Source organism: Pelagibius sp. (assembly GCF_965227505.1).
In the GTDB taxonomy this organism is placed as follows: domain Bacteria; phylum Pseudomonadota; class Alphaproteobacteria; order Kiloniellales; family Kiloniellaceae; genus Pelagibius.
This window is the reverse complement of the sequence record NZ_OZ245757.1, coordinates 2,069,665-2,094,613: the sequence shown is the minus strand read 5'-3', so window position 1 is coordinate 2,094,613 and position 24,949 is coordinate 2,069,665. Positions and strand designations below refer to the sequence as shown.

Annotated in this window: 25 protein-coding genes; 16 read left to right on the top strand and 9 right to left on the bottom strand. The window is 67.2% G+C overall.

The window, feature by feature from the left end:
- Positions 1 to 25: 25 nt before the first annotated feature.
- A complete protein-coding gene (locus ACO06P_RS09820) occupies positions 26 to 637 on the bottom strand; it encodes a hypothetical protein (protein ID WP_420349937.1) in 612 nt (203 codons plus the stop codon).
- Between the two features lie 216 nt (positions 638 to 853).
- Between ACO06P_RS09820 and ACO06P_RS09815 the strand changes: the two genes are divergently transcribed.
- The 4 genes from ACO06P_RS09815 to ACO06P_RS09800 are packed head-to-tail and all read left to right on the top strand — an operon-like array spanning position 854 to position 2,926.
- Entirely contained in the window at positions 854 to 1,231 is a 378-nt protein-coding gene (locus ACO06P_RS09815) for an ArsR/SmtB family transcription factor (RefSeq protein ID WP_420349936.1), read from the top strand.
- The gene (locus ACO06P_RS09810; protein ID WP_420349935.1) at positions 1,228 to 1,713 is read left to right on the top strand and encodes an SRPBCC family protein; all 486 of its coding nucleotides are present in this window, start codon (positions 1,228 to 1,230) and stop codon (positions 1,711 to 1,713) included. Before ACO06P_RS09815 ends, ACO06P_RS09810 begins: the two co-directional genes overlap by 4 nt.
- A 36-nt stretch (positions 1,714 to 1,749) precedes the next feature.
- Positions 1,750 to 2,187, top strand: coding sequence for an SRPBCC family protein (locus ACO06P_RS09805; protein ID WP_420349934.1), 438 nt, complete (start codon positions 1,750 to 1,752; stop codon positions 2,185 to 2,187).
- Position 2,188: 1 nt separating this feature from the next.
- Positions 2,189 to 2,926 (top strand): DUF899 family protein, encoded by a 738-nt coding sequence (locus ACO06P_RS09800; protein WP_420349933.1) that lies wholly within the window; start codon positions 2,189 to 2,191, stop codon positions 2,924 to 2,926.
- A gap of 253 nt (positions 2,927 to 3,179) precedes the next feature.
- On the opposite strand, the gene ACO06P_RS09795 is transcribed toward ACO06P_RS09800, so the two are convergent.
- Genes ACO06P_RS09795 through ACO06P_RS09785 form a run of 3 tightly spaced genes read right to left on the bottom strand, consistent with a single transcriptional unit; the run spans position 3,180 to position 6,406 of the window.
- A complete protein-coding gene (locus tag ACO06P_RS09795; RefSeq protein WP_420349932.1) occupies positions 3,180 to 3,332 on the bottom strand; it encodes a hypothetical protein in 153 nt (50 codons plus the stop codon).
- Positions 3,322 to 4,038 (bottom strand): class GN sortase, encoded by a 717-nt coding sequence (locus tag ACO06P_RS09790; protein ID WP_420349931.1) that lies wholly within the window; start codon positions 4,036 to 4,038, stop codon positions 3,322 to 3,324. The genes ACO06P_RS09795 and ACO06P_RS09790 overlap by 11 nt, the downstream gene beginning before the upstream one ends.
- On the bottom strand, positions 4,031 to 6,406 hold the full coding sequence (locus ACO06P_RS09785) for a marine proteobacterial sortase target protein (protein ID WP_420349930.1): 2,376 nt from the start codon (positions 6,404 to 6,406) through the stop codon (positions 4,031 to 4,033). The genes ACO06P_RS09790 and ACO06P_RS09785 overlap by 8 nt, the downstream gene beginning before the upstream one ends.
- A 430-nt stretch (positions 6,407 to 6,836) precedes the next feature.
- On the opposite strand from ACO06P_RS09785, the gene ACO06P_RS09780 reads away from it, so the two are divergent.
- The 7 genes from ACO06P_RS09780 (at position 6,837) to ACO06P_RS09750 (ending at position 14,487) form a co-directional block, all read left to right on the top strand.
- Positions 6,837 to 8,042 carry an aspartate transaminase gene (locus tag ACO06P_RS09780; protein ID WP_420349929.1) on the top strand — a complete coding sequence of 402 codons (1,206 nt, stop codon included), beginning with the start codon at positions 6,837 to 6,839 and terminating at the stop codon, positions 8,040 to 8,042.
- 65 nt (positions 8,043 to 8,107) lie between these two features.
- Positions 8,108 to 9,523, top strand: coding sequence for an amidase (locus ACO06P_RS09775; protein ID WP_420349928.1), 1,416 nt, complete (start codon positions 8,108 to 8,110; stop codon positions 9,521 to 9,523).
- Entirely contained in the window at positions 9,496 to 10,185 is a 690-nt protein-coding gene (locus tag ACO06P_RS09770; protein WP_420349927.1) for a glutathione S-transferase family protein, read from the top strand. The genes ACO06P_RS09775 and ACO06P_RS09770 overlap by 28 nt, the downstream gene beginning before the upstream one ends.
- Positions 10,186 to 10,261: 76 nt before the next feature.
- Positions 10,262 to 10,630 carry a YciI family protein gene (locus ACO06P_RS09765; protein WP_420349926.1) on the top strand — a complete coding sequence of 123 codons (369 nt, stop codon included), beginning with the start codon at positions 10,262 to 10,264 and terminating at the stop codon, positions 10,628 to 10,630.
- 48 nt (positions 10,631 to 10,678) lie between these two features.
- Positions 10,679 to 11,947, top strand: a complete 1,269-nt coding sequence (locus tag ACO06P_RS09760) for an RNA polymerase sigma factor (protein WP_420349925.1) — start codon at positions 10,679 to 10,681, stop codon at positions 11,945 to 11,947.
- Between the two features lie 212 nt (positions 11,948 to 12,159).
- A complete protein-coding gene (locus ACO06P_RS09755) occupies positions 12,160 to 13,884 on the top strand; it encodes a methyl-accepting chemotaxis protein (RefSeq protein ID WP_420349924.1) in 1,725 nt (574 codons plus the stop codon).
- A 210-nt stretch (positions 13,885 to 14,094) separates the two neighbouring features.
- Complete coding sequence (locus ACO06P_RS09750; RefSeq protein WP_420349923.1) at positions 14,095 to 14,487, top strand: VOC family protein; 393 nt, start codon at positions 14,095 to 14,097, stop codon at positions 14,485 to 14,487.
- 225 nt (positions 14,488 to 14,712) lie between these two features.
- On the opposite strand, the gene argC is transcribed toward ACO06P_RS09750, so the two are convergent.
- Entirely contained in the window at positions 14,713 to 15,678 is a 966-nt protein-coding gene (argC, locus tag ACO06P_RS09745; RefSeq protein WP_420349922.1) for an N-acetyl-gamma-glutamyl-phosphate reductase, read from the bottom strand.
- 380 nt (positions 15,679 to 16,058) lie between these two features.
- Between argC and ACO06P_RS09740 the strand changes: the two genes are divergently transcribed.
- The 3 genes from ACO06P_RS09740 to msrP all read left to right on the top strand — a co-directional run bounded on the left by ACO06P_RS09740 (position 16,059) and on the right by msrP (position 19,970).
- Positions 16,059 to 18,092 (top strand): elongation factor G, encoded by a 2,034-nt coding sequence (locus ACO06P_RS09740; RefSeq protein ID WP_420349921.1) that lies wholly within the window; start codon positions 16,059 to 16,061, stop codon positions 18,090 to 18,092.
- A 200-nt stretch (positions 18,093 to 18,292) separates the two neighbouring features.
- Positions 18,293 to 18,760 (top strand): Dps family protein, encoded by a 468-nt coding sequence (locus tag ACO06P_RS09735; protein WP_420349920.1) that lies wholly within the window; start codon positions 18,293 to 18,295, stop codon positions 18,758 to 18,760.
- A gap of 199 nt (positions 18,761 to 18,959) precedes the next feature.
- On the top strand, positions 18,960 to 19,970 hold the full coding sequence (msrP, locus tag ACO06P_RS09730) for a protein-methionine-sulfoxide reductase catalytic subunit MsrP (protein ID WP_420349919.1): 1,011 nt from the start codon (positions 18,960 to 18,962) through the stop codon (positions 19,968 to 19,970).
- 615 nt (positions 19,971 to 20,585) lie between these two features.
- Here msrP and ACO06P_RS09725 read toward each other — a convergent pair.
- Complete coding sequence (locus ACO06P_RS09725) at positions 20,586 to 21,476, bottom strand: LysR family transcriptional regulator (protein WP_299399781.1); 891 nt, start codon at positions 21,474 to 21,476, stop codon at positions 20,586 to 20,588.
- A 198-nt stretch (positions 21,477 to 21,674) separates the two neighbouring features.
- Positions 21,675 to 22,661, bottom strand: a complete 987-nt coding sequence (gene trxB / locus ACO06P_RS09720) for a thioredoxin-disulfide reductase (protein WP_420349918.1) — start codon at positions 22,659 to 22,661, stop codon at positions 21,675 to 21,677.
- 207 nt (positions 22,662 to 22,868) lie between these two features.
- Between trxB and ACO06P_RS09715 the strand changes: the two genes are divergently transcribed.
- Entirely contained in the window at positions 22,869 to 23,345 is a 477-nt protein-coding gene (locus ACO06P_RS09715; protein WP_420349917.1) for a GNAT family N-acetyltransferase, read from the top strand.
- Here ACO06P_RS09715 and ACO06P_RS09710 read toward each other — a convergent pair.
- The gene (locus ACO06P_RS09710; protein WP_421938200.1) at positions 23,342 to 23,551 is read right to left on the bottom strand and encodes a DUF1330 domain-containing protein; all 210 of its coding nucleotides are present in this window, start codon (positions 23,549 to 23,551) and stop codon (positions 23,342 to 23,344) included. The genes ACO06P_RS09715 and ACO06P_RS09710 overlap by 4 nt on opposite strands.
- A 325-nt stretch (positions 23,552 to 23,876) precedes the next feature.
- On the opposite strand from ACO06P_RS09710, the gene ACO06P_RS09705 reads away from it, so the two are divergent.
- Entirely contained in the window at positions 23,877 to 24,536 is a 660-nt protein-coding gene (locus tag ACO06P_RS09705; protein ID WP_420349916.1) for a TetR/AcrR family transcriptional regulator, read from the top strand.
- Here the strand turns inward: ACO06P_RS09705 and ACO06P_RS09700 are convergent.
- On the bottom strand, positions 24,533 to 24,874 hold the full coding sequence (locus tag ACO06P_RS09700; RefSeq protein WP_420349915.1) for a hypothetical protein: 342 nt from the start codon (positions 24,872 to 24,874) through the stop codon (positions 24,533 to 24,535). The two genes, ACO06P_RS09705 and ACO06P_RS09700, sit on opposite strands and share 4 nt — an antisense overlap.
- Positions 24,875 to 24,949: the final 75 nt, after the last annotated feature.

Genomic DNA, 24,949 nt, shown 5'->3' with positions numbered 1-24,949 from the left:
CTTTTTTGCTCGTCTGGGTGTTCGGTTAAAGCGCGTGGCTCAGCGCACGGATCAATTCCTCTTCGTCGACATCCTCCCATTTGAGCGTAGCCATGAGGTTGTCAATCTGTAGGCGCAGGAATTCCCGATGCTCCGCAGGATAGGTGTGCCTGAACTTGACGAAACGCTCGCCGATGACGAAGAGCTGCAGCTCTGAGAACAACTCTCGCTCCTCGCCGAAAAACTGCGCTTTGAAGCGGTAGGTCGCGGACAGACCGCCGACCGGACCCGAATCCTGATGGACCTTGACGGTCGCACGGTCCTCGACCCAACGGCCGCCGGGGTAGCGGGAAATCTGCGCTTTTACAGTGGCGAACTCCAGCTCCAGATTTGCCGCCGCATCGCCGATGCGATTGTAGACCGGATAGAAGTAAATCGTCGAACCGGAACGATACCCCGGTTCGGCCGAGTTATAGCCGACGGAGACGTCCTCCAGGCCGGCCGAGTAGGCGAAGATGCGGTGCCGTTCGAAGATCCCGATCGAGATGGGGAAGCGCGCACTGTCCCCAACGCCGTTGATTTCTCTCGGCTGGTAGTTCTGGGCATGACCGGCTGGGCTGCCGACGGCCATGGCGAACCCAGCAAACAGCGAGATCACAAGCGCCCGCTGTGTCTGTCTCAACATCCTTGGTTCCCTGTCTTGCTCGAGCCCGAGCTCCGGTTTCTATGACCCAACTATGCCCGCTGCAGTGCCCTTCAGCCAGAGGGCTCAGCGGCAGCTCCTGCCAGCAGTCTGTCAGGAGAGTCGGGAGCCTGGCAGGAGCCCGCGCCCGGCCTCTTGACCGCCGCGTTCCAATCTCGTATATTCAACCAGATGGTTGAATATACTGAAGAGCGTCTGGACCGCACCTTTTCCGCCCTCGCCGACCCGACCCGGCGGGCCATTCTGGCCCGGCTGATGGCGGGGGAGGCGCGGGTGACGGAGATTGCCGAGCCCTTCGACATGTCTCTGAACGCCGTCTCAAAGCACGTGGCCGTTCTGGAGCGGGCGGGGCTGGTGAAGCGCGACGTGCAGGGCCGGGTGCATCAGCTTTCCTTCGAAGGCGCCCCGATCCTGGAGGCGGCGCGCTGGATGGAAGAAACCCGGCGCTTCTGGGAAGCCCGGCTGGACGCCCTGGACGCTTTCCTCAAGCGGCAGAAAACCCGGGACAACTCCCCCCACGGATCTGATGGAAAGGAACGAAAGTCATGAGCGATGCGCTGAGCAGCGAGAGCGTGGCGCCGGCCGCGGCCTTCGGGACTGCGCCGACGGTCAGGATCACCCGCGTCTACGAGGCCACGCCCCAGGCGGTCTTCGATGCCTGGACCAAGCCCGAACAGTTGAGCCAGTGGCTCTGCCCCTTCGACCTGCACGTCGCCGATGCCGCTGTGGACCTGAGAGTGGGCGGTGCCTACCACGTCCTGATGCGCGGCGAGGACGACCACGAGCACCACGGCGTCTTCGAGATCATCGATCCGCCGGGCCGGCTGGTGATGTCCTGGGCCGGCGGCGGCCTGAAGGGCGTCGAAAGCCGCCTGACCATCGGCATCGAGGAGGCCGAGACCGCCGACGGCAAGCCGGGCGCGCGCATGACCCTGATCCATGAGCGTTTCCCCGATGCCGAGACCTCCGGCAACTACGAGGGCGGCTGGAACAGCGCCTTCGACAAGCTGGAAGCGGCGCTGAAGCGCTGAACGAGGCCTTTGCGACACAGCAATGGGAGAAGGACGATGGTGGAGACGGCCTTGAGCAAGCCGGTGGTGCGCCTGACCCGCAGGCTCGATGCCAGCCCGGAACTGGTCTTCGACGCCTGGACCGATCCGCAGATGGTGCGCCAGTGGCTGGTGCCGGGGGAGATGGTCATGGCCGCCCTGGAACTCGACCTGCGCGTCGGCGGGCGCTTCGACTTCGTCATGACGGGCGAGGAAACCTATGCCCACAAGTGTGTCTACAGGGAGATCGAGCGGCCGCGGCGGCTGGTCTTCACCTGGTCCTCCTCGGCGACCGCGGGCAGGGACACCCTGGTCACCGTGGAGATCGAACCGCTGGGTGAGGGCTCGGAACTGACCCTGACCCACGAAGGCTTCGCCGATCAGGCCATGGCTGCGCTGCACAACGGCGGCTGGACGGCCTGCTTCGAGAAGCTGGTGCCTTTCGTGGAGGATTAAGATGCCCGAGACGCAATACAACCCGATGCAAGACGCCCTGGCGCGCATGGCGGCGCGCTCACCGGTTCTGCTGCCCCATGCCAGCGCCGAGCAGCGCCGGCTGCGCAGGGAACTTATGGACGCCGAGGTGGCGCTGAAGGAGCAGCGCGAGAAGGTGGCCGCATTGCGCCGGCGCCTGCCTCAAGGCACGCCGCTGGAGACCGACTACGTCTTCAGGGAAGGGCCGGCGGATCTCTCCCGCAACGCGCCCGCCGAGATGACGGACGCGAGGCTGAGCGACCTCTTCGCCCTGGGCAAGGAGAACCTCATCCTCATTCACTTCATGTTCGGCGCGGCGGCGGAAAACCCCTGTCCCATGTGCACCATGTGGGCCGACGGCTACGATGCGGTGGCCGAGCACGTAAGCCAGCGGGCCGCGCTGGTGCTGGTCGCGAAGGCGGAGATCGGCAGGCTGCGGGCCTTTGCCGCGGCGCGGGGCTGGAATCATCTGCGTCTGCTGTCGAGCCACGACACCAGCTTCAACGCCGACTTCGGCATGGAGGACGATTTCGGCCAATGGCCGGGCGTCTCGGTGTTCCGCAAGGGCGAGGACGGCCGCGTCTATCACTTCTACACCGGCTCGGCGCCCATCGGTGCGGACCTCGCCCGCGGCATCGATCTGATGTCGCCGGTCTGGCACCTCTTCGACCTGCTGCCGGAGGGCCGCGGCGACTGGTTCCCCAGCCTGCGCTACGACTGACGCCTGGTTCCATTCCAGCCGCCGCCCATCAAGGGAGGCGGCGTGCGGAAGGCGCGGCGCAGAGCCGCCGCGCTCTGCTCTTCGGGGGGAGCGGCCGGCGGTTGAGGGTTCCGCCCGGGCGCGAGGGCCGGCGTGGCGGGGCCGCCGGTCGGCCGGACAGGGTCGGGCCGCAACCACAGCGGATGCGGCCGGGTCGGGATGGATGCCATCGGTGTCTTCCGTTTCTAAATCACTGGTCCTGACGCAGGGGCGCCTAAAGCAGGGGCGCAAAGAGCAGCAGCGCGGCGCCGAGGCCGACACCCATCAGGGCAAGGACGAAAAGCCGCGCCGACCAGCGGCGCAGACGGCTGCCGCGGTCCAGCGGTCCCGGCTTGTGCTGGGTCATGAGCGTGGGGTCAAAGAGCATGGGCTGAGGGTACCTTTCCTGGTTCAATTCCCCCGGTTGTGGTTTCTCCCCCGTTGAAGTCAGCGTGTTCCGCCGCAGCGGTTTCGGCTGCCGCTGCACCGAAAGCTTCCCCGTCCATGGCCTCGGCGGTGACCGCATAGCGCAGCGGCCCGCCCGGTGCGACGGCGTCGAAGGGATAGCAGGTGACCAGCGTCAGCAGGTGCCGGTCCCGGCCGGGCCGCAGGATCACCTCCTGGCGCACGTCGAGAACGGCGTGGCCCCGCACGCGGTAGTCCCGCCAGGCGCCGCTGCGGTCCTGCAGGCGGAAGCGGCTGCCGGGCTCCAGGTGGCGCAGGAAGGCGAAGTGGGTGTCGCGGTGGCCGCCGAGCACGTCGTGGTTCAGGCGCTCCGTGCCGGCGACCCAGCCGGGTCCGAAGGCCAGCGTGCGCCCGGAGGCGCCCGCCAGCACGAAGAGGTCGATGTCCCGTGCCGGCACCTGCAGGCGGGCCACCGGCCAGGTGTCGGCCCAGGGCCAGGGCTTGACGGCCCCGGGCTTGGCGGTGGCCGATCCGGCCAGGGTCTGGGTCCAGGCGCGCTCCATCAGGTGCTGGGCGAGCCAGGCCTTGCCGTGGATCAGGGCGGCCCCGCCGAGCTGCCAGAGGCCGAGGCCGACCAGCAGCAGGGCGAGGCCGCAGAAAGCCTGCCTGGCTTTCGAAGCGCTAAGCAACCTGGACCGCCTTGCGCCGGCGCAGGACGAGCAGCAGCAGGAGGCCGGCGGTCAGGGCGAGGCCGCCGAAGAGGGCCATGCGCTCCGCCGGGGTGGCGCCCTGCGGCAGCATGATCGGCTGGCCGTCCCTGGCAGCCTCGGCCTGCTGCAGCAGCGGCGCCGGCAGCGCAAAGCTGCGCATTGCCTTCGTTTGGGCTGCATCCATCAGGGGTGCCTGCGTGCCGGGCACTTGCATGGCGGGCACTTGCATGGGGGGTGCCTGGAGGCGGGCCGGGTCGGCTCCGGCTTCCGCCTCGGCGCTGCCGAAGACATGCTCGGCGCTCCAGCCCTCGGGCAGGTTGCGGGCGATCTCCTCGCTCTGGAGGCTCTCGTCTTCGGGCCGCGCGCGTTCCTCGTCGATCGCCACCAGGCTGGTGTAGCGCGTGACCAGACCGTGCTCCAGGGCCAGGGCCAGGGCGTCGGCGCGCACGGCGGCGCTGTCGACCCCCGGCGTGTCGTAGAAGCGGTCCTCGATGGCGACCAGCTTGGCCCGGGCCCAGAGGCTGGCGGTGCCCGGCGCCGCGGTCAGGGTCTCGAGCGGGAGGCGCTGCTGCCAGGGGCCGTCCGATCCGGTCCCGGTGATCAGCATCTGGCCTTCCAGCTCTTCCAGGGGAACGCCTTCCAGGCGGGCGCTGAAGGTCACCGGCTCCCCTTCGTAAAGATCGGGCAGGGGGCCGGGGTAGGCCTCGACGCGCTTGCCCGCGGCGATCGGCCAGCCGACGCGGATGTCGGTGAGGGCCGGGTTCTCCAGCTTGGCGAAGAGCGCTTCCATGCGCGTGGCCACCTCCTCCAGGTCGCCGATGTGGGTGAAGCTGCCGCGGCCCAACTCGGCCGACTTGCGCATGAAGTAGCTGTTGGGGGCGGAGCCGATGCCGATGGTGAAGAGGCGGCTGTCCCCCAATTGCTCGGCGACCACCTTGAAGAGTTCGTGCTCGTTGCCGACGGCGCCGTCGGTCAGGAAGACGATCTGGCTGAGGTAGCCGTCGGCGGTGCCGCCGGTCAGCGCGAAGTCCAGCGCCGGCGCCATCTCGGTGCCGCCCTCGGCCTCCAGCGCGCTGACGTAGTGAAAGGCGCGCGAGACGTTGGCGACGGAGGCCACCATCGGCCGGCGGTAGAGCGCGTTGGTGACGCTGTTGAACTGAACGACGTTGAAGCGGTCTTCGGGGTTGAGGCTTTTCAGGGCGGCGATGACGGCGGCCTTGGCCTGATCCAGGGAGTCGCCGTGCATGGAGCCGGAGGTGTCGATGACGAAGACCAGTTCGCGCGGGAAGGGGGCGGGCACCGGCTCGGTGTTTGTCCAGGTGGGCTCCGGCGGCACCATCATCACCAGCAGGTGGGTGTCGGCGCCGACCTGCTCGGCGAAGACGGCGGCCTGGGGTGCCGCGCTGGGGGTCGGCTGCCACTCGAGCACGAAGTCGCGGTCCGCCGGCACGCTGCCGTCACGCAGGTCGATCCGCTGGCGGCCGTTCTCCAGGGTTTCGATGATCACCGGGTGATAGAGACTCTTCACGTTCTGTAACGGGACGCCCGCATCCAGGGTGATGGCCAGCGACAGCGGGTTGCGCTTCCCGCCGGTCTCGACCGGCCCGAAGAGGTCGCGGGCTTCCGCGTCTCGCGGCGGGTTGACGGCTGGGGTGGGGGTGACGGGAGCCGAGGGCGACTCGACCACCGCGTCTGGTGCCGGGCTGTAGCGCGGCGCCACCACCATGGGAAAGCGCAGCGCGAAGACGCCGTTCTCGTAGGCGACGGCGTCCTGATAGCCGATCTCGATGGCGATGCTTTCGCCCGGCCCGATGTTGGCCACCGAGGTGACGAAGACGTTGGGCCGCTCGCCGCTGACCAGGCTGGCGCGCTGGCCGTTCTCGGCGGCGGCCTGATAGGCACGCTCGGCCTCGGCCTTTTCCATGATGCGGCCTTGCACCTTGCGGTCGCCGATGGTCATGGTCAGGCGGTCGACGGCGGAGCGTTCGGGCAGCGGGTAGACGTAGATGCCTTCCAGCCAGCGGTCGCTGGGATTGTGAAAGACCTGCCGCACGGTGACCCGGTTCACCAGGCCGTTCACCGTCATGCTGACGTCGCTCTGAAGCACCGGTGCCTCCAGTCCAGTCTGGCCGTCGCCGGAGCGGAAGAAGAGTCCGTTGGGCAGGTCCTGACCCGCTTCGGCGCCATAGGCGGCGGGCAGGCCGCGCAGGGCGAAGCTCAGGATCAGGATGGCGATGGCAAAGCCCAGCGTGCCGCTCACCACGAAGACCGAGCGCAGGCAGGCGCGGATCATCTGTGGCGGGATCAGGCTGGCCGGCCGGTAAGGCAGCATGTCGTGACGCATCATGGTCGTCCCCCAGGTCTCTCTCTCGTCCCTTGGACCGCCGCCGGTCCGAAGCTTCACTCACTTCGTCGGGCCGAAGCCCCAATCCGTTCTATTGGCAGCGATCCAATCTGTTCGCGGGCCTGCTCATCGGGCGTGAGGCGGCGGTTTTTCCAGGACGCCAGTGGGCCAGGGGACCGTGGCGAGAGCGGACCGAGATTGGGGCGATTCCGTGGTGGCTTGTGACCGATTAAGGCGCCGATCCCCCCGTCTATCTCCCGTCTATCGCCCGTCCATCCCTGGTGTGGCGGGCGGGCGGTGGGGCCCGCCGCAACCCAGCCTCCCGGCTTTGCCGGTTGCCAGCCCGACGGGGCCGGGACTAAGTTGGCGTTTCAGACGTTGTCCTGGCGAGAACCGCCCCTCATCGCCACTCATCTTTGCGGGAGAACTACCGATGTCCGTGATCGCGGAGCGTTTGTCGCGAATCAAGCCCTCGCCCACCATTGCCGTCTCCACGAAGGCGCGTGAACTGAAAGCCGCGGGCAAGGACGTCATCGGCCTGGGCGCCGGCGAACCGGACTTCGATACCCCCGACAACATCAAGGCGGCGGCGGTTGCCGCTATCAACGCGGGCGATACCAAATACACCGCCGTCGACGGCACGCCGGCGCTGAAGGAAGCGATTGCCGCCAAGTTCAAGCGCGAGAACGGGCTGGACTACGGCCCGGCCGAGATCACCGTCGGCACCGGTGGCAAGCAGGTGCTCTACAACGCCTTCCAGGCCACCGTGAACCCGGGCGACGAGGTCATCATTCCGGCGCCCTACTGGGTGTCCTACCCGGACATGGTGCTGCTGGCCGAGGGCGAGCCGGTGATCGTGTCCTGCGGCGCTAATCAGAACTTCAAGCTGCAGCCGGAGGCGCTGGAGGCAGCGATCACGCCCAAGACCCGCTGGCTGATCCTCAACAGCCCCTCCAACCCGACCGGCGCGGCCTATTCCCGCGCGGAGATGAAGGCGCTGACCGACGTGCTGATGCGCCATCCCCAGGTCTGGGTGCTGACGGACGACATGTACGAACACCTGGTCTACGACGACTTCGAGTTCGTGACCCCGGCCCAGGTGGAGCCGGGCCTGAAGGACCGCACCCTCACCATGAACGGCGTCTCCAAGGCCTATGCCATGACCGGCTGGCGCATCGGCTATGCCGGCGGCCCCCAGCCGCTGATCAAGGCGATTGCAAAGGTGCAGTCGCAGTCGACCTCCAATCCCTCGTCGATCAGCCAGGCGGCGGCGGTGGAGGCGCTCAACGGCACGCAGGATTTCATCCCGGAGCGGGCCGAGGTCTTCAAGCAGCGCCGCGATCTCGTCGTCTCCATGCTGAACGACTGCCCGGGCCTGCACTGCCACAAGCCGGAGGGCGCCTTCTACGTCTATCCCTCCTGCGCCGGCTGCATCGGCAAGAAGACGCCCGACGGCAAGGTCCTCGAGACCGACGAGGATTTCGTCACCTATCTGCTGGAATCGGTCGGTGTCGCGGCGGTGCACGGCGCGGCCTTCGGCCTCTCGCCCCACTTCCGGGTCTCCTACGCCACCTCGACCGAGGCGCTGGAGGAGGCCTGCAAGCGCATCAAGACGGCCTGCGAAGCGCTTGCTGACTGAATCCGGGCCGACTGAACCCGGAACGATTAGCGCCGCCATGGGCGGCTGACGCGGAAGGGGGCGCAGTGCCGCAGGACGCCCTGCTGGACGATTACGACGGGCTCGGCCTCGCCGAGCTGATCCGCCGTGGCGAGGTCGCCGCCGCCGAGGTGTTGGAGGCGGCGATCGCCCGCATCGAGGCGCGCGACCCCGCCGTCAACGCCGTGGTGCACCGCTTCTACGACGCGGCACGGGCGGAGCTGGCCGAGGGCGGCTGGGACGGCCCCTTCGCCGGCCTGCCCTTTCTGCTGAAGGACCTCTACACCTTCCGGCGCGGGCGGCCCTGTGGCAACGGCAGCCGCTGGTGCGCCGACTACCGCGCGCCCTTCGACGACCCCATGGTGGCGCGCTGGCGCGCGGCGGGGCTGGTCGTCGTCGGCAAGTCCGCCACCTCGGAGTTCGGCCTCAACGTCAGCACCGAGACGGCGCAGCATGGCGCGACCCGCAACCCCTGGAACCTGGACACCTCCTCGGGCGGGTCCAGCGGCGGGGCCGGTGCGGCGGTGGCGGCAGGCATGGTGCCGATTGCCCATGCCTCCGACGGCGGCGGATCGATCCGCATCCCGGCCTCCTGCTGCGGGCTCTTCGGGCTGAAGCCCAGCCGCGGGCGCAACGTCACCAATGACGCCTGGGCGGGGATGACGGCTTTTCATGCCGTGACGCGCTCGGTGCGCGATTCCGCCGCGCTTCTGGATGCCACCTGCGGCCCGCCCGCCTACCATCCCTACAGCCTGCCGAAGCCCGAGCGGCCCTTTCTGGAGGCGGTGGGGTCCGATCCCGGCCGGCTGCGCATCGCCTGGCACCAGCAGACTCCGGAGGACGTGCCGGTCCATCCGGACTGCACGGCGGCGCTTGCAAAGGCCGCGGCGCTGGCCGCCGAGCTCGGCCACGAGGTCGTGGAGGCGGCGCCGGACATCGACTATGTCGCCCTGCGCCAGGCCATGACCGTCATCGTCGGCGCCAACATGGCTGATGCCCTGGGCCCCGGCAATCCGCTCTGGCCCGAGGGCGCAACCGAGCAGGACCTGGAGATCGTCACCTGGCGCTTCGTCGAACGGGGCAACGGGATCGCGGCCAGGGACTATCTGCGCGCCCAGCAGGTGGTGCGCTCCGTCGGTGAGCGCCTTGCCGCCTTCCTTAGCGCGTATGACATCGTCCTGTCGCCCACCATGGCGCAGCCGCCGCCGCGCCTCGGCACCATCGACACGCTGCGCGACGACTTCGACGGTTTCATCCGCGCCGTCCAGCCCTACGTCGCCTTTACCCAGATGTTCAACATGTCCGGCCAGCCGGCGGCCTCGCTGCCGCTGCACTGGTCTGAGGAAGGCTTGCCCATCGGCGTGCAGGTCGCCGCGCCGGTTGGCGAAGAGGCGCGCCTCTTCGCCCTGGCCGCCCAGTTCGAGGCGGCTTGTCCGTGGTTTGGCAGGAGGCCGCCGGGCTAAGGTTCGGCCTGCGCAAGTCCGGATCGGTGATGGGAGACGCGATGTACAAGCTTTACTGGGCCGAGAACACCGGGGCCTTCGCGCCCGAAGTGGTTATGGCCCTGGCTGGAACGCCCTACGAGCGGGTGCTTGTCGACTGGGATGCCAAGGAGCATTGGGGCGCGGAGTTTCGCCGCCTGAATCCCATGGGTCAGGTGCCGGTCATGATCCTGCCGGACGGACAGGTCATGACGGAATCGGCGGCCATGGTCCTGCACATCGCCGACAGCACGCCGGAGGCGCGTCTGGCACCGCCGCCCGGCAGCCTCGAGCGGGCGGCCTTTGACCGCTGGCTGTTCTTTATGGCGGTCAACCTCTACGGCGCCGATCTGCGCTACTACTACCCCAAGCGCTTTACGGCAGAGGAAGCCGGGATCGCCGGCGTGAAGCAGGCCGCGGCGGAGGAACTCGAGCGCCTCTTCGCGGTTCTGGACGATCCGCTGACCCCCGGCCCCTTTTTCGGTGGCGAGCGCCTCTCGGCGCTCGATCCCTACCTGCTCATGCTCACCGACTGGTATCCCCCGGCGCAAAGCCGCCCGGCGATTGCCCGGCTGCGCACGGCCCTCCTCGCGGAACCGGGGGTCAAGGCGATCTGGGACCGCTATCAGAAACCGGGTGCCTGATCCGGCGCCCTGTCGGAAACCGGGTCCGGGATTCGTCTAGGATAAGAGAGCGGACAGCCAGAAGGGGGACGGATCCATGCTGTATACGCTGTTGATCTATCAGGCCGAGGAAGAGGTCGAGGCATTGAGTGCCGCCGAGGAGGAAGCAGCCCTGGCGGAGCACCGCAAGCTGCACGAGGTCACACGCGGCAACGGCGCGTTCGTGGCCGCCAGCCGGCTGGTGCCGAGCGGCGCAGCCACCACGGTGCGCCGGAAAGACGGCGAGGTTCGGCTGATCGACGGGCCCTTTGCCGAAACCAAGGAGCAGCTTCTGGGCCTCTACATCCTCGACTGCGCCAGCCTGGAAGAAGCCACCGGCTATGCGAAGATGCTGCCCAGTGTGCCCACCGGCTGCATCGAGGTGCGTCCGATCATGTATATGTCGGATCCGCCCGAGAAGCGGTAGCAGCCCCGAGACCGGGCCCGAAGCAGGCCCGGCGCGCGAGGAGGGGGAATGGCATCAGCTCAGGCGATCGCGTCAGCCGAGGAGATCGCGGCGGCCCTGAAGGTGGCACGACCCAAGGCCCTGGCGACCCTCATCCGTCTGCTCGGCGGCCTCGACCCGGCCGAAGACGCCTTGCAGGAGGCCCTGGCGCGGGCGCTGGAGGTCTGGCCGGCGCGGGGCCTGCCCGACAATCCCTCCGCCTGGCTGATCCAGACCGGGCGCAACAAGGCCATCGACCAGATCCGCCGCCGCTCCCTGGAATCCGCGTACTGCCGGGCCGAACGCCAGCTTGCTCCCGGCGGCCCGCCGGACCTGGACCTCAGCGCCGACGTGCTGCGCCTGCATCTGCGCGACGACCTGCTGCGGCTGATCTTCACCTGCTGCCATCCGAGCCTCGGCGAGGACCTGCAGATCGCGCTCACCCTGAAGACCGTTGCCGGGCTTTCGGTGGAGGAGATTGGACGCGCCTTCCTGGTGCAGCCGAGCGCCATGCAGCAGCGTCTGCTGCGCGCCAAGCGTCGCCTGGCCGAGGAGGGTGTGCCCTACGAGGTGCCCGATGCCCGTGATCTGCCGGCGCGTCTGGGGGCCGTCCTCTCGGTGGTCTACCTGATTTTCAACGAAGGCTACAAGGCGCACCGGGCGCCCGAATTGGTGCGCCGGGACCTCTGCCTGGAGGCCCTGCGCCTGGCGCGCCTGCTGAAGCGCCTTTACGGCGGCGAGTCCGAAGTGAGCGGCCTGCTGGCACTCATCCTGCTGCAGCATTCGCGCCGCGATGCGCGGCTGGACGGCGCCGGCGACATCGTGGCGCTGGACGAGCAGGACCGCAGCCTCTGGGACCGCCAGATGATCGTCGAAGGTCAGGCGCTGGTGGAGCAGGCGCTGCGCCGCAAGCGGCCCGGACCGTACCAGATCCAGGCCGCCATCGCCGCTCTCCACGCCGAGGCGGAGACGGCCGCGGCGACGGACTGGGCGCAGATCGCCGAGCTCTACGGGATTCTGGAGCGCTATCAGGGTGGGCCGGTGGTGCGCCTCAACCGCGCCGTCGCCATCGCCAAGGCGGGCGACCTTGCCGCCGGCCTAGCCATGCTGGACGCGCTCTCGGGCCAGCCGGAACTGCAGCGCTATCATCACTTCCATGCGGCCCGGGCCGCGTTGCTGGCCGAGGCCGGCGACGCCCCGGCGGCGCTCGAGCGCTACGAGGCCGCCCTCGGCCTCGCTGTCAATCCCGCCGAGCAGGCCTACCTGCGTCGGCGGATCGGCGAACTGCGGAAGGCCTGATCCGGAGCCGGCGGCCGGGACCACCCGGCTTCAGTGTGCTGGAGAGGCAGTGGCAAAGATCATCCCCGCATCGATAGCTCCCCCGGAATGAACGCGAAGGGCGATCCACCGACGCCTCTAAGGGGATTAAACAAATGATAAGAAGCATTTGAATACATTGCGTAGCGATCTGAAGAAGAAATGTTTTCTGCGGTACGGAGAGAGTGGGAGTTATGAAACCCTTGTTTTTCATGAACAATGTCAAGCTGACGACCAAGACGATGGTGCTGACGATTGTCTTGATCGTGCTGGCGGCTGCGGCCTGTGCGACGGCGGCCGTCTTTGCCATCCAGGCGGAGATCCGCAACCAGGTCGTCGACCGCCAGGCTTCGAGCCTGCGCATCGCCGCTGACATCTTCGCGGAGCGCTACCCGCAGCTGCAAGTCACCCGCCAGGGCCCGCAGGTTCGGCGGATGGCCATCGACGGTATCCCGGACTTTCCCGATCACGCGATGATCGATCGCATCGGCGATCTGACCGGCGAGACGGCGACCGTCTTCGTCTGGGAAGACGAAAGCCGGGACTTCTGGCGCCGCACGACCAACATCAAGAAGGACGACGGCAGCCGCGCGATCGGGACGCCGCTGGGCCAGAAGGGCGCGGTCTATCCGGTCGTCACCAAGGGCGAGACCTTCAGTGGTGAAGCAGTGATTCTCGGCAAGGCCTACTACACCATCTATCAGCCGATCTTCTCCCCCGGAGGTGACGTGATCGGCATCCTCTATGCCGGGGTGCTGAAGTCCAACGTGAACGCGGTGCTCGACTCCCTGACCAGCAAGCTGGCAATCACGGCGGCCATCGCCATCGTCGTCACGGCTCTGATCGCTTTCGCCGCCTTCCGCATGCTGCTGCGCCCGCTGCCGCGGCTGGCGGAGGTGATGAATCGCCTGGCGCAGGACGACACCGCCGTGGAGGTCGCCTATCAGCGGCAGGGCGACGAGATCGGCGATATGGCGCGCGCCGTTCAGGTGTTCAAAGAGAATGCCCTGGAGAAGCGCCGCCTGGAGGACGAACGCCATCAGCAGGAAGCGCGCGCGGCGTCGGAGAAGCGCGAGGCGATGGGCGCCCTGGCGAACGAGTTCGAGCAGTCGGTGGCCGGCAAGGTCACCAGCGTGCTGGACGCGGCCAGCAACATCGATGCCGCCACCCGCCAGGTGCGGGAACTGGCAACCGAGACCAGCGAGAAAAGCGCCCTGGTTTCCGGCGCCGCCGAAGGGGCGAGCGGCAACGTGGACAGCGTCGCGGCGGCCTCTGAAGAGATGTCCGCGTCGATCGGCGAGATCGCCCGGCGCGCCAGCGAGTCGGCGAAGATCGCCTCGGGCGCGGTGCAGGAGGCGGAGTCGACCAACCAGACGGTTCAGTCCCTCGACACCGCCGCCCAGAAGATCGGCGACGTCGTGAAGCTGATCAACGAGATTGCCGAGCAGACCAACCTGCTGGCGCTGAACGCCACCATCGAGGCGGCCCGCGCCGGCGACGCCGGCAAGGGCTTTGCGGTGGTGGCCAACGAGGTCAAGACCCTGGCCTCGCAGACCACCAAGGCAACGGAAGAGATCTCCGGCCAGATCAACGCCATGCAGCAGGCGACCTCGGAAGCGGTTTCGGCCATCGCCGGCATTCGCGACGTCATCGGCCAGGTCAACGAGTCCACCACGGCAATCGCCTCGGCGGTGGAGGAGCAGAATGCCGCGACCCAGGAGATCGGCCGCAACGTCGAGTCGGCGGCGGGCGATACCGCCAAGGTCTCCTCGACCATCGTCGAGGTGCGCGGCGCGTCCGAGCAGACCATGACCGCGCTGCAGCAGGCCGTCGCGGCGATCGAGGGCCTGAACGGCGATGCCAAGGATCTGAAGCAGCAGGTCGCCGCCTTCCTGGGCAAGGTGCGTCAGAGCGCCTGACCCGGGCAGCGCTTTTCTGAGGTATCAAAGGGGGCGGCCTGCCTGGCCGCCCCTCTTTCTTTGCCTGACGTCTCTGGCCTTGCGCGACATTTCTGGCGGATTTCCGCGGCGATGCTGTCGGGTTCCACGCTGCCGCTTCGTCTAAGATCGAGGGGCCGGCACCCGCGCTGCGCCCGGACGACGAATGAAGCGAAAAACAGGAGCGGAACGATGAGCGATGCCTTCCAGACCCATGGCGCCTTCAGCTGGTGCGAGTTGCAGACCGACGATGCGGAGAAGGCCAAGGCCTTCTATCGCGATGTCGTCGGCTGGGAGACCGAGGCGATGGAGATGGCCGACGGCGGCACCTATACCGTGCTGATGGCCGGCGGCCAGCACGTCGGCGGCATCCTGCAGCGTCCGCCGGAGATGGCCGAGCTGCCGGTGCGCTGGGCCAGTTTCATCACGGTGGACGACGTCGACAAGCGGGCCGCGGCGGCGACCGCCGGCGGCGCGGAACTGCTGGGCGAGCCCTTCGACGTACCGGGCGTCGGCCGGATCGTCACCCTGAAGGACCCCTTGGGCGCCCTCATCAGCCTGATCACCTACGAGAAAAAGGACTGAGGCCGGGCAGACCTGCGGCTTGGAGCGGCGAGGCTGTCACCCCCACCCCAACCCTCCCCCGTCAAGGGGGAGGGGGCTCTTGTCCAAAGCCGCCTTGAGTATTCCCCTCCCCCCTTGATGGGGGGAGGTCGGGAGGGGGGTGAGCCATAGGCCGGATGCTTGCCGGCTAAGGCGCCTATCAGGAAAGGTCGGAACCGGGGCCGATAAGTGCGGTGCGGCGCCCGCCTAGGCGGCCAGGCGGGCGTCGAGGCCGGCTTGCGGGTCGAGGCCGAGCATCAGGTTGAGGTTCTGCACTGCTGCGCCGGAAGCGCCCTTGCCGAGGTTGTCGAGCACCGCGGCCAGCACGGCCTGATCGCCCGCGGCATTGCCGAACACGTAAAGCCGCATGGCGTTGGTGCCGTTCAGGCCTTCGGGATCGAGATCTTCCAGGCTGGCGCTTTCCGCTGCGGGGGCGACGGAGACGAAGTCCTGGCCGGCATAGTGGCGCGCCAGAAGGTCGCGCAGGTCGTCCGCCGCCGGGCGCCCGGGCAGCGCCCAGAGCTGCAGCGGCACCTGCACCAGCATGCCCTTGTAGTAGTTGCCCACCGCCGGCACGAAGAGGGGGGTGTGATCCAGCAGGCCGTGCTGCTGCATCTCCGGCAGGTGCTTGTGGGCGAGGCCCAGGGCATAGGCGCGGTAGGCCTTGTCCAGGTGGTCGGGCGCCTGGGCGTCCTCGTAGCGCCGGATCAGCCCTTTGCCGCCGCCGCTGTAGCCGGAGACCGCGTTCACGGTGACGGGAAAGTCGGCCGGCAGCAGCCCGGCGCTGACCAGCGGCCGGATCAGGGCGATGGCCCCGGTCGGATAGCAGCCGGGATTGCTGACCCGCTTGGAGGCACCGACGGCGGCCTGCTGATCCTTGTCCATCTCCGGAAAGCCGTAGGTCCAGTCCGGATCGGTGCGGTGGGCGGTGCTGGCGTCGATCACCCGCACCTCCGGGTTTTCGATCAGGCTGACCGCCTGGCGCGCCGCCGCGTCCGGCAGGCAGAGGACGGCCAGATCGGCGTCGTTCAGCGCCCGGGCGCGCGCGGCGGTGTCCTTGCGCTCGGCTTCGGCCAGGCGGATCAGGCTGACATCGTCGCGGGCCTCCAGGCGCGCGCGGATCTGCAGCCCCGTCGTGCCTGCCTCGCCGTCGATGAATACCCGCGCCGTCATGATCCTCTGGCCTTTCCGCCGTCGCTGTCTGAATACAAAAAGCGCCGATCCCTAGGAGGAACGGCGTAACCCACAAAAGTTAACACCGGACCAAGAAGAATCCAAGGTGCCGGATTGCTGCGGACTTCCCGGGCATGCGCCGCCGGGTTCGGGGCCTACTCTGGGACCTATTCCGGGATCTACTCGGGGCCTACTCCGGGGCCTACCCCGTGTTTTTTGTTGCCAGCGGCGGGCGATCTTTGAAACCATAGGCCTACATAGCGGTCGTAAAGACCCCGTGCCCTTTTGTTTAAGGGCCCAACCACTTGAGGACAGTTCGCCCCAGGCTCGCCATGGGGAAACTCATGGTCCCATCCCGCCGGGGGCGACGGGGAGGAACCATGACGTCAAGATCGGTATCGTCGGCGCGCTGCGCCGCTCTCGTGGGACCCTACACCAGCGGCAAGACGACGCTGCTGGAAGCCCTTCTTCTGCATGCCGGTGCCATCCATCGCAAAGGCTCGGTCGTCGACGGCAACAGTGTCGGCGACTCGGCGCCGGAGGCGCGGGCCCGACAGATGACGACGGAGCCCAATTTCGCCCACTGCGAATACCTGGGCGAACGCTGGTCGTTCATAGACTGCCCCGGCTCGATCGAGCTGATCCAGGACAACCACACCGCCCTGATGGGCGTCGACATCGCCGTGGTCGTGGCGCCGCCGGAACCGGAGCGCAGCCTGATCCTGGCGCCGATTTTCAAGTTTCTCGACGACCATCAGATCCCGCACATCCTTTTCGTCAACAAGATGGACAAGGCGGCAGTGCGGGTGCGCGACGTGCTGGAATCGCTGCAGGCGGTCTCCGCCAAGCCGCTGGTGCTGCGCCAGGTCCCGATCCGTGACGGCGAGGAGGTGACCGGCTTCATCGATCTGGTGAGCGAACGCGCATGGCGCTACAACCTGAACAAACAGTCCGACCTCATCGAAATGCCCGATCAGGTGAAGGACCGTGAGCAGGAAGCCCGCCAGGAGATGCTGGAATCCCTGGCGGACTTCGACGACGGCCTTCTGGAACAGCTTCTGGAAGACAAGGTTCCGGCGTCCGACGACATCTACGAGCAGCTGAGCAAAGACCTCGCCGACGATCTCATCGTGCCGGTGCTCTTCGGTTCGGCGGAATTGGGGCACGGCATCACCCGCCTGATGAAGGCACTGCGCCACGAGTGCCCGGAGCCGGCTGTGACCGCGGCGCGCCTCGGCGTTCCGGAAGGCGAGGGGCTGGCGGCCAGCGTGATCCGCAGCTTCCACCAGTCCCATACCGGCAAGATGTCCGTCGCGCGGATCTGGCGCGGTTCCCTGAAGGACGGCGAGACCCTGGGCGACGACCGGGTCTCCGGGCTTTACCGCCTGATGGGCGGCGAGCACCAGAAGATCGAGCGCGGCGAGGCCGGCGAACTGGTCGCCCTGGGGCGCATGGAGTCGGTGGCGACCGGTGATCTGCTGACCGCCGAGGGGCGCAATCCCGACGCCGGGCTTCTGTGGCCGGAAACGCCGCAGCCGGTCTTTGCGCTCGCCATCTCGCCCCACAACCGCCAGGACGAAGTGAAACTCACCGCTTCCATCGGCCGCCTGGTCGAGGAGGACGCCTCCCTGGTGATGGAGCACAATGCCGACACCAATCAGATGCTTTTGCGCGGCCAGGGCGACATTCATTTGAAGCTGGCGGTGGAGCGGTTGAAGAATCGCTACAACGTGGAGGTCGATGCCGAAAGGCCGCAGACGGCTTACAAAGAGACGATCCGCAGGGCCACCAAGCAGCATTCGCGTTTCAAGCGCCAGACCGGCGGCCACGGGCAGTTCGGCGACGTGCACGTCGAGATCCGGCCGCTGCCGCGCGGCGAGGGCTTCGAGTTCGTCGACAAGGTGGTCGGCGGATCGGTGCCGCGCCAGTACATCGGCGCGGTGGAGCATGGCACCAAGGAATACCTGGATCGCGGCCCGCTCGGCTTTCCGGTGGTGGATGTCTCGGTGACCCTCTACGACGGCCAGCACCATTCGGTCGATTCCTCCGACCAGGCCTTCAAGACCGTCGGGCGCATGGCCATGGCCGAGGGCATGCCGAACTGCGAACCGGTGCTGCTGGAGCCGATCTACGAGGTGACGATCTCCGTGCCCAACGAGTTCACCAACAAGGTGCACTCCCTGGTCAGCGGGCGACGCGGCCAGATCCTGGGCTTCGAGATGCGCGCCGGCTGGAAGGGCTGGGACGACCTGAAGTGCCACCTGCCGGAGGCCGAACTGCAGGACTTGATTATTGAGCTGCGCTCCCTCACCGTTGGGGTCGGCAGTTTCGACTGGCGCTTCGACCACTTGCAGGAGTTGACCGGCCGGCTGGCCGACCAGGTGATTTCCCAGCGTCAGGGCGGCGCGGCGTAGTGCCCTGAACGGCTGGTTTTCCAGGCATAGGCCCAGGGGTGGGCAATGCGGGCGTTTCCAGGTAGGAAACGCCCTTTGCCGGTCTCTGTCATAGTTTTGGAATAATTCCAAAAAGACTTGTAACCAGCGGCAAAAATACTATATTTCTCTAGGAAAGACGAACCGCCTTAAGGCGGCTTGACGGAGAGAGGACGAGAGAGATGGAGATCAATACCGGCATTCCCGCTGACGACCGCAAGGCCATTGCCGAGGGTCTGTCCCATGTCCTGGCGGACACCTACACCCTCTACCTGAAAACCCACGGATTCCACTGGAACGTGACGGGGCCGATGTTCCAGACCCTGCACACCATGTTCGAGGAAGAGTACACCGAGCTCTGGGCGGCCCTGGACGAAGTAGCCGAACGCATCCGCGCCCTGGGCGAGCCGGCGCCGGGCAGCTATGCGGCCTTTGCCAAGCTGACCTCCATCGAAGAAGAGCCGGGCGTGCCGGAGGCCAAGGAGATGATCCGCCAGCTCGTGGCCGGGCATGAGGCCGTGGCCAAGACCGCGCGCTCTGTCTTCCCCGCCGCCGAGGCCGGCAACGACGAGGTCACCGCAGACCTGCTGACCCAGCGCATGACCGTGCACGAGAAGACCGCCTGGATGCTGCGCTCCCTGCTCGACTGAGCGGTCTCCCCGCCAAAGGTTTAATTTCCTATTTCTGTTCTGCCGCGCGGCCCTGCCCCCGTCTCCAGAGGGCGGGGCGCTCGCATTTTGTTGACTTGTCCGGCCGCGGGCCGCGGGCTACCTCCAGAAGTGTCGCCCGTTATTGTCGCCATAGTCGGTTGAAGGGGCCCGTTTCAGGCCCCCGAGGGAAGGGAATCGCATGCTGATTCGGATCAAGCGCGGCTGGGAACTGCCGGAGTCCCAGGCCACACCGGAAGATGTCTTCCTCAAGCGCCGCAGCCTGTTGAAGGCCGCCGCCGCCGGGCCGCTGCTGTTGGGGGCCGGCGGGCTGCTGGCCGCCTGCGACGAAGCGCCGAACCAGGTGGCCGAGGCCGCCGAAGATCCAAAGCCGGTGGAAGATCCCTCCGCCGGCCTCTATCCGGTGGAGCGCAACGAGCGCTACGTCCTCGACCGGCCGATCACCGACGAGACGCTGGCCACGACCTACAACAACTATTACGAGTTCGGGTCGTCAAAGAACATCTGGCAGAAGGCCCAGGCTCTGCCGATCCGCCCCTGGACGGTGGCCATCGACGGCATGGTGGAAACCCCGATGCAGATCGGCATCGACGACCTGCTGGCCAGGATGCCGCTGGAGGAACGCCTCTACCGCCACCGCTGCGTGGAGGCCTGGTCCATGGCGGTGCCCTACAGCGGCTTTCCCATGAAGGCGCTTGTGGATCTGGCGCGGCCGCTGTCGTCGGCGCGCTATGTGCGCATGGAAACCTTCCTCGACCGCGATACGGCCTCCGGCCAGAACGCGGCCTGGTACCCCTGGCCCTATGTCGAGGGCCTGACCATGGCCGAGGCGACCCACGAACTGGCCTTCATCGCCACCGGGCTCTACGGCAAGCCGATCCCCAAGCAGAACGGCGCCCCGCTGCGCCTCGCCGTGCCCTGGAAGTACGGCTTCAAGCACATCAAGGGCATCGTGCGCTTCGAGTTCACCGACGAGCGTCCCGTGTCGTTCTGGGAGGAGATCCAGGGCGGCGAATACGGCTTCTGGGCCAACGTGAACCCGGAGGTGCCCCATCCGCGCTGGAGCCAGGCCACCGAACGGGTGCTGGGCGTCGACGAGCGGGTGCCGACCCTGCTCTACAACGGCTACGGCGAATTCGTCGCCGACCTCTACAAGGACATGGATCCGAAAGCAGAGCGGCTGTTCATGTAGCGGTGCGCCGCCGGTCGGCGGCCACAGTGTCCGGTCAAGGGTACCAGCGCGGAAAGCATCGGATATCGGGTCTGTGGCTCACCCCCCTCCCGACCTCCCCCCATCAAGGGGGGAGGGGATTCTCTTAGGCCGCTGCCATGACGTCCCCCTCCCCCTTGGATGGGGGAGGGATGGGGTGGGGGTGACACCCCTTCCGCTGCAAGCCGTTCGCCGCTGCTCTATCGCATTCCCGGCCTGCGCCGCTTGGCGCGCCTCAACCCCAAAAGAAAAAAGCCGGGCCTCGAGGGCCCGGCAAGTTGAACAGGGAGGCTTCACGTCTGGGAGACGTAGGACCTCGGGGCAGGGAGGGAGCCCTGCGGTGAGGCCCTTCTCCGAGCGGGGGGCGCTCGGAACTGAGTGCCGGCGGGAGGGTGCCGGGAACTCGGGGATGCTGCGTCGCAACATCCGATGATTTGAAAATAGGCTTTTGAGGTTATTTTACTACAGACATATGGGCAGTGGTGATATGCGGACGCTGCATACCTTGTTAAATAACTGAAACATCGCGAAAAAAAGGCAGCGCCGGCATGCCCTTAGCCGTCTATTCCGCTGCGTTGCGAGGTCGCGTTAAAGGTTTCAGAACTTCGATTCTGCAACTTTTCGGAGCAGAAAATCCCGAAACACGGAGATCCGCTTAGACCGCCTCATCTCTTCGGCATAGACGAAATAGGCGTCGAACTGGGGCCCCGTGAGCTCCGGCAGGATCTCCACGAGATCGGCGTTGCTGGAGCTCATGTACTCCGGCAGGGCGCCGATTCCAGCCCCGGACTGCACCGCCTTCATCACCCCGTAGACGTTGTTGACCGTCATGGTGGGGCGGCGCAGCTTGCCCTCCTTGTAGCCGACCCGGAGCAGCCAGTTCACATCCGGCACCGGCGGGCGCACGTCCTCGCCGTAGACCACGATGCGGTGGTCGTCCAGCTCCTCGGCGGTCTGCGGCACGCCGTGCTTCTTGATGTAGCTGGCGGCGGCGTAGATGTGCATCTGCACCGTCATCAGGTGGCGCTGGATCAGGTCGGCCTGGCGCGGCGGCGAGAAGCGCACGGCAAGGTCGGCCTCGCGCATCGACAGGTCGACCTCCCGGTCGAGCAGCAGCAGGTGGCACTCGATCTCCGGGTAAACGTCGAGGAACTCGTGCATGCGCGGGGCCAGCCACTGGGAGCCGAAGGCCACCGTGGTGGTGATCTTCAGGGGCCCCTTGGGGCGGTCCTTGCTCTCGGTGAGCTGGGCCTCGGTCATCGCCAGCTTGCCGAAGACCTCGTGCGCCGTGCGGTACAGCAGCTCGCCCTGCTCGGTGAGGATCAGGCCGCGGGCATGGCGGTGGAACAGCGGCACCTTCAGGCTGTCTTCCAGGGCCGAGATCTGGCGGCTCACCGCCGACTGGCTGAGGTTCAACAGCTCGCCGGCATGGGTGAAGCTGCCCGCCTCCGCCACCGCGTGGAAGATGCGCAGCTTGTCCCAATCCATGATGGTGGCGCCGAGACCCCGCTTCTGGGGCAGGCCAACATCGTCCAGCAAGAGTGCCTCCCATGGCTAAGGGCAGACCGCCGGGTCGGCGGGCCTGCCGGGATGATGGGTTCAGAGGCCCTGGTCTAAGGGCCGGCGCGGTTCGGGTGAATCGCTCTTTAGTATAGGTCTAAGTATAGGCCAGACGGCCGCCCCGCGCTATTCCGCCGCTTCGGTCGCCGAATCTTCCATTTCCGCCAGATACTTCTCGGCTTCCAGGGCGGCCATGCAGCCCATCCCGGCGGCGGTGACCGCCTGGCGGAAAACCTTGTCGACGCAGTCGCCGGCGGCGAAGACGCCGGGCACGGAGGTGCCGGTGGCACCGCTCTCCGACAGCAGATAGCCTTCGTCGTCCATCGCCAGCCTGTCCTTGAAGACCGACGTGGCCGGGTCGTGGCCGATGGCGACGAAGACACCCTCGCAGGCCAGTTCGCTGAGCGCCCCGGTCTTGGTGTCGCGCAGGCGCACCGCTTCCACCCCGTCCATCGGCCCGTCGCCGCCCAGGATGTCGTCCACCACGGCGTTCCAGCGCAGCTCGATCTTGGGATTGCGGAACAGGCGGTCCTGGCCGATTTTCTCGGCGCGCAGGGCATCGCGGCGATGCACCAGCGTGACCTTGGAGCAGATATTGGAGAGGTAGAGCGCCTCTTCCACGGCGGTGTTGCCGCCGCCGACCACCACGACCTCCTTGTCGCGGTAGAAAAAGCCGTCGCAGGTGGCGCAGGCGGAAACGCCGCGGCCGTTGAACTTCTGCTCCCCGGCGATGCCCAGCCAGCGCGCCTGGGCGCCGGTGGCGACGATCACCGCGTCGGCGGTATAGGTGGTGCCGCTGTCGCCCTTCAGCACGAAGGGGCGGCGGGTGAAGTCGACCTCGGTGACGATGTCGGAGATCAGCTCCGTGCCGACATGCTCGGCCTGCTTCTGCATCTGCTCCATCAGCCAGGGGCCCTGGATCACGTCGGCGAATCCCGGATAGTTCTCCACGTCGGTGGTGATGGTCATCTGGCCACCCGGCTGCAGGCCGTGCACCAGAACCGGGCTCAGATTGGCGCGGGCGGTGTAGATCGCCGCCGTCAGCCCGGCGGCGCCGGAGCCGATGATGAGGACTTTCGCATGCCGAGGCTGGCTCTGGCTGGTCTGCGCCATTTCTGGGGACTCCTGACTGGGGTGTACTCAAAACATAGAGGCCGGCCGGGGGTGCTGCAAGGTGGCGGAAATCCAAAGCTGGGGACGAATTCCGCTGGCTTGCCGGCTGGCTTGCCGGCTGGCTTGCCGGCTGGCTTGACAGGGGCGCCGCGGCCCGGGATCTTGGCGCCCACCCCGCCGCGCCACGCCCCTTTTTGAGAGTGATCGATGTCCTTTTCCATCAGAGAGGCCCTGCCGGGGGACCGGGAGCGTCTGGTCGATCTCATGCAGCAGCTCAACCGCAGCGAAAACGCCATCGAAGACAACCGGCGCACCGACCGGGCGGGCGCCGAGGACAGCCTGCAGGCGGCCGAGGACCAGGTCGCGAAGACCGAGGGTTTCATCCTGGTCGCAGAGGTCGACGGGACGGTCGCGGGCTTCCTGACCCTGACCTTCGAGGAAGGCCCAGTCTACCTGAAGCCGGAGGCACGGCCCTATGCCCACATCGGCGACCTCGCGGTGGATGAGGGGCTGCGCCGGCGCGGCATCGGCCGGGCGCTGATGACGGCGGCCGAAGCGGCGGCGGCAGAGCGCGGGTACCGCGAACTGGTGATCGGCGTGCTCCACGGCAACGAAGCCGCGGAGGCCGCCTACAGGACCCAGGGTTACCGCGATATCGGCCTCAACCTGATCAAGCGCCTTTAGGCGCTGCAGGCGAAGACCTTCTGGCGTTCCAGCGCGGCGCTGCGGTGGGGGTAGACGCTGCGGTAGTCGGCGTCCTCGTGCAACGCCAGCAGAGCCTTGCTGTCCGGATAGGTCCCGACGACCACCAGATCCCAATCCTCCTCGGCGCCCATCAGGGCGGACTCGAAGGGGGCCAGCAGCAGGAAGCGACCGCCGACCTTCTCCAGCGTCGGTCCGCTGACCGCGGCGTAGCGGTCGAAGGCCTCCTTGCCGCTGGAAGTGTTGGTGTTCGCCGCTTCCGTACCCTCAGCATAGGCCGCCCGGGCACGCAGCTTGAAGAAGTTGACGACGGTGACGGGCCGGTCTGCCGGGCGCTCGAGCAGTCTGCGCCACTGGGCCCGGGTCGGGGCCGTACCGTCCGCGCCGTCGCCGTACCAGGCGACCAGCCGGTCCAGGCGGGCCTCTATGGTCTCTAAGGTATCGATGTTTGCATTGCCGGTCATGCCTGACTCCTTGTAATTTGACGCGCGTAAAATATCGGATTTTTTACACGTGTCAAAAATAAAGAAGCCGGCAAAGACAAAGCGCCCGGCGAAGACAAGGGGCCCAGCGAAGACAAGGGGCCCAGCGAAGACTGGCCGCTCGCAGCGCAGCCGCGCCGAGATCCTGGATGCCGCCTGGGATCTCATCGCCGCGCGCGGCGCCGATGTCTCCCTCGCAGAGATCGCCGAGACCGTCGGCATGACCCGGCAGTCGATCTACGTGCACTTCGGCTCGCGCGGCGGCCTGCTGGTGGCGCTGGCGCGGCGCGCCGACGAGCGGGAAGACATCTTCGCCAGGTTCGATGCCGCGCTGGCGATCCCTGATCCGGCGGAACGGCTCGACCGCTACGTGAAAGCCTGGCTGGTCTTCGTACCCAAGATCCATCCCTTGGCCTCAGACCTCATTCGCCTCAGGGTCACCGACCCGGACGCCGAGCGCGCCTGGAGCGACCGCATGGCCGATCTGCTGGACTGCTTCAGGGCGCTGGCGGCGAGCCTGGCGCGCGACGGCGCCCTGGCACCGGGCTGGACGGCAGCACGCGCCGCCGACTACCTCTGGGCCGCCTGCTCGGTGCAGGCCTGGGCCCTGCTGGTCTGCGAGCGCGGCTGGAGTCCCGCTGCCGCCTCCAAGACCATCCGTGCGTCGCTGGCGCGGGTGTTGCTGGCCTAGCTGGTGTGGGCCTGTTCGCCCTCGACCCTGCGGATCAGGTATTCCAGGATGAGGCTGAGTTCGTTCTGGCAAGGGGAGTCGCCTTCGCCGATCTCGCCATACTTCTTGAAGTCGGACACCGTAAACTCGCACTCAATCTCGTTGTACCAGATCACCCGCTTGCCGAAGAGACCGATGGCCCAGAACGTTGGTGCTCCCGAACCGTAGCCCGGTGCGGTCCATCGTTTCGGCTCGATCTTGACGACCGCCCACATGCGCTCGGCCTTGGGGCGTAGGTCCGCTTCCTCCTTCAGAAGGATGTCGTAGAGGTGCGCTTCTGAGAGAGGAGGAACCGTCATCGCTTAAGCTCAACAAGGTCGTCAGATTTCGGGTCGCAGCATTGCCACACTCTAGAGCCAATGCCGCCGCAATCA

Excerpts from the sequence above, each read along its gene's own strand:
- ACO06P_RS09815 (WP_420349936.1), top strand. The coding sequence starts at position 854 with ATGGTTGAATATACTGAAGAGCGTCTGGACCGCACCTTTTCCGCCCTC.
- ACO06P_RS09810 (WP_420349935.1), top strand. The coding sequence starts at position 1,228 with ATGAGCGATGCGCTGAGCAGCGAGAGCGTGGCGCCGGCCGCGGCCTTC.
- ACO06P_RS09805 (WP_420349934.1), top strand. The coding sequence starts at position 1,750 with ATGGTGGAGACGGCCTTGAGCAAGCCGGTGGTGCGCCTGACCCGCAGG.
- ACO06P_RS09800 (WP_420349933.1), top strand. The coding sequence starts at position 2,189 with ATGCCCGAGACGCAATACAACCCGATGCAAGACGCCCTGGCGCGCATG.
- ACO06P_RS09795 (WP_420349932.1), bottom strand. The coding sequence starts at position 3,332 with ATGCTCTTTGACCCCACGCTCATGACCCAGCACAAGCCGGGACCGCTG.
- ACO06P_RS09785 (WP_420349930.1), bottom strand. The coding sequence starts at position 6,406 with ATGATGCGTCACGACATGCTGCCTTACCGGCCGGCCAGCCTGATCCCG.
- ACO06P_RS09780 (WP_420349929.1), top strand. The coding sequence starts at position 6,837 with ATGTCCGTGATCGCGGAGCGTTTGTCGCGAATCAAGCCCTCGCCCACC.
- ACO06P_RS09765 (WP_420349926.1), top strand. The coding sequence starts at position 10,262 with ATGCTGTATACGCTGTTGATCTATCAGGCCGAGGAAGAGGTCGAGGCA.
- ACO06P_RS09760 (WP_420349925.1), top strand. The coding sequence starts at position 10,679 with ATGGCATCAGCTCAGGCGATCGCGTCAGCCGAGGAGATCGCGGCGGCC.
- ACO06P_RS09755 (WP_420349924.1), top strand. The coding sequence starts at position 12,160 with ATGAAACCCTTGTTTTTCATGAACAATGTCAAGCTGACGACCAAGACG.
- ACO06P_RS09750 (WP_420349923.1), top strand. The coding sequence starts at position 14,095 with ATGAGCGATGCCTTCCAGACCCATGGCGCCTTCAGCTGGTGCGAGTTG.
- argC (WP_420349922.1), bottom strand. The coding sequence starts at position 15,678 with ATGACGGCGCGGGTATTCATCGACGGCGAGGCAGGCACGACGGGGCTG.
- ACO06P_RS09740 (WP_420349921.1), top strand. The coding sequence starts at position 16,059 with ATGACGTCAAGATCGGTATCGTCGGCGCGCTGCGCCGCTCTCGTGGGA.
- ACO06P_RS09735 (WP_420349920.1), top strand. The coding sequence starts at position 18,293 with ATGGAGATCAATACCGGCATTCCCGCTGACGACCGCAAGGCCATTGCC.
- msrP (WP_420349919.1), top strand. The coding sequence starts at position 18,960 with ATGCTGATTCGGATCAAGCGCGGCTGGGAACTGCCGGAGTCCCAGGCC.
- ACO06P_RS09725 (WP_299399781.1), bottom strand. The coding sequence starts at position 21,476 with ATGGATTGGGACAAGCTGCGCATCTTCCACGCGGTGGCGGAGGCGGGC.
- trxB (WP_420349918.1), bottom strand. The coding sequence starts at position 22,661 with ATGGCGCAGACCAGCCAGAGCCAGCCTCGGCATGCGAAAGTCCTCATC.
- ACO06P_RS09715 (WP_420349917.1), top strand. The coding sequence starts at position 22,869 with ATGTCCTTTTCCATCAGAGAGGCCCTGCCGGGGGACCGGGAGCGTCTG.
- ACO06P_RS09700 (WP_420349915.1), bottom strand. The coding sequence starts at position 24,874 with ATGACGGTTCCTCCTCTCTCAGAAGCGCACCTCTACGACATCCTTCTG.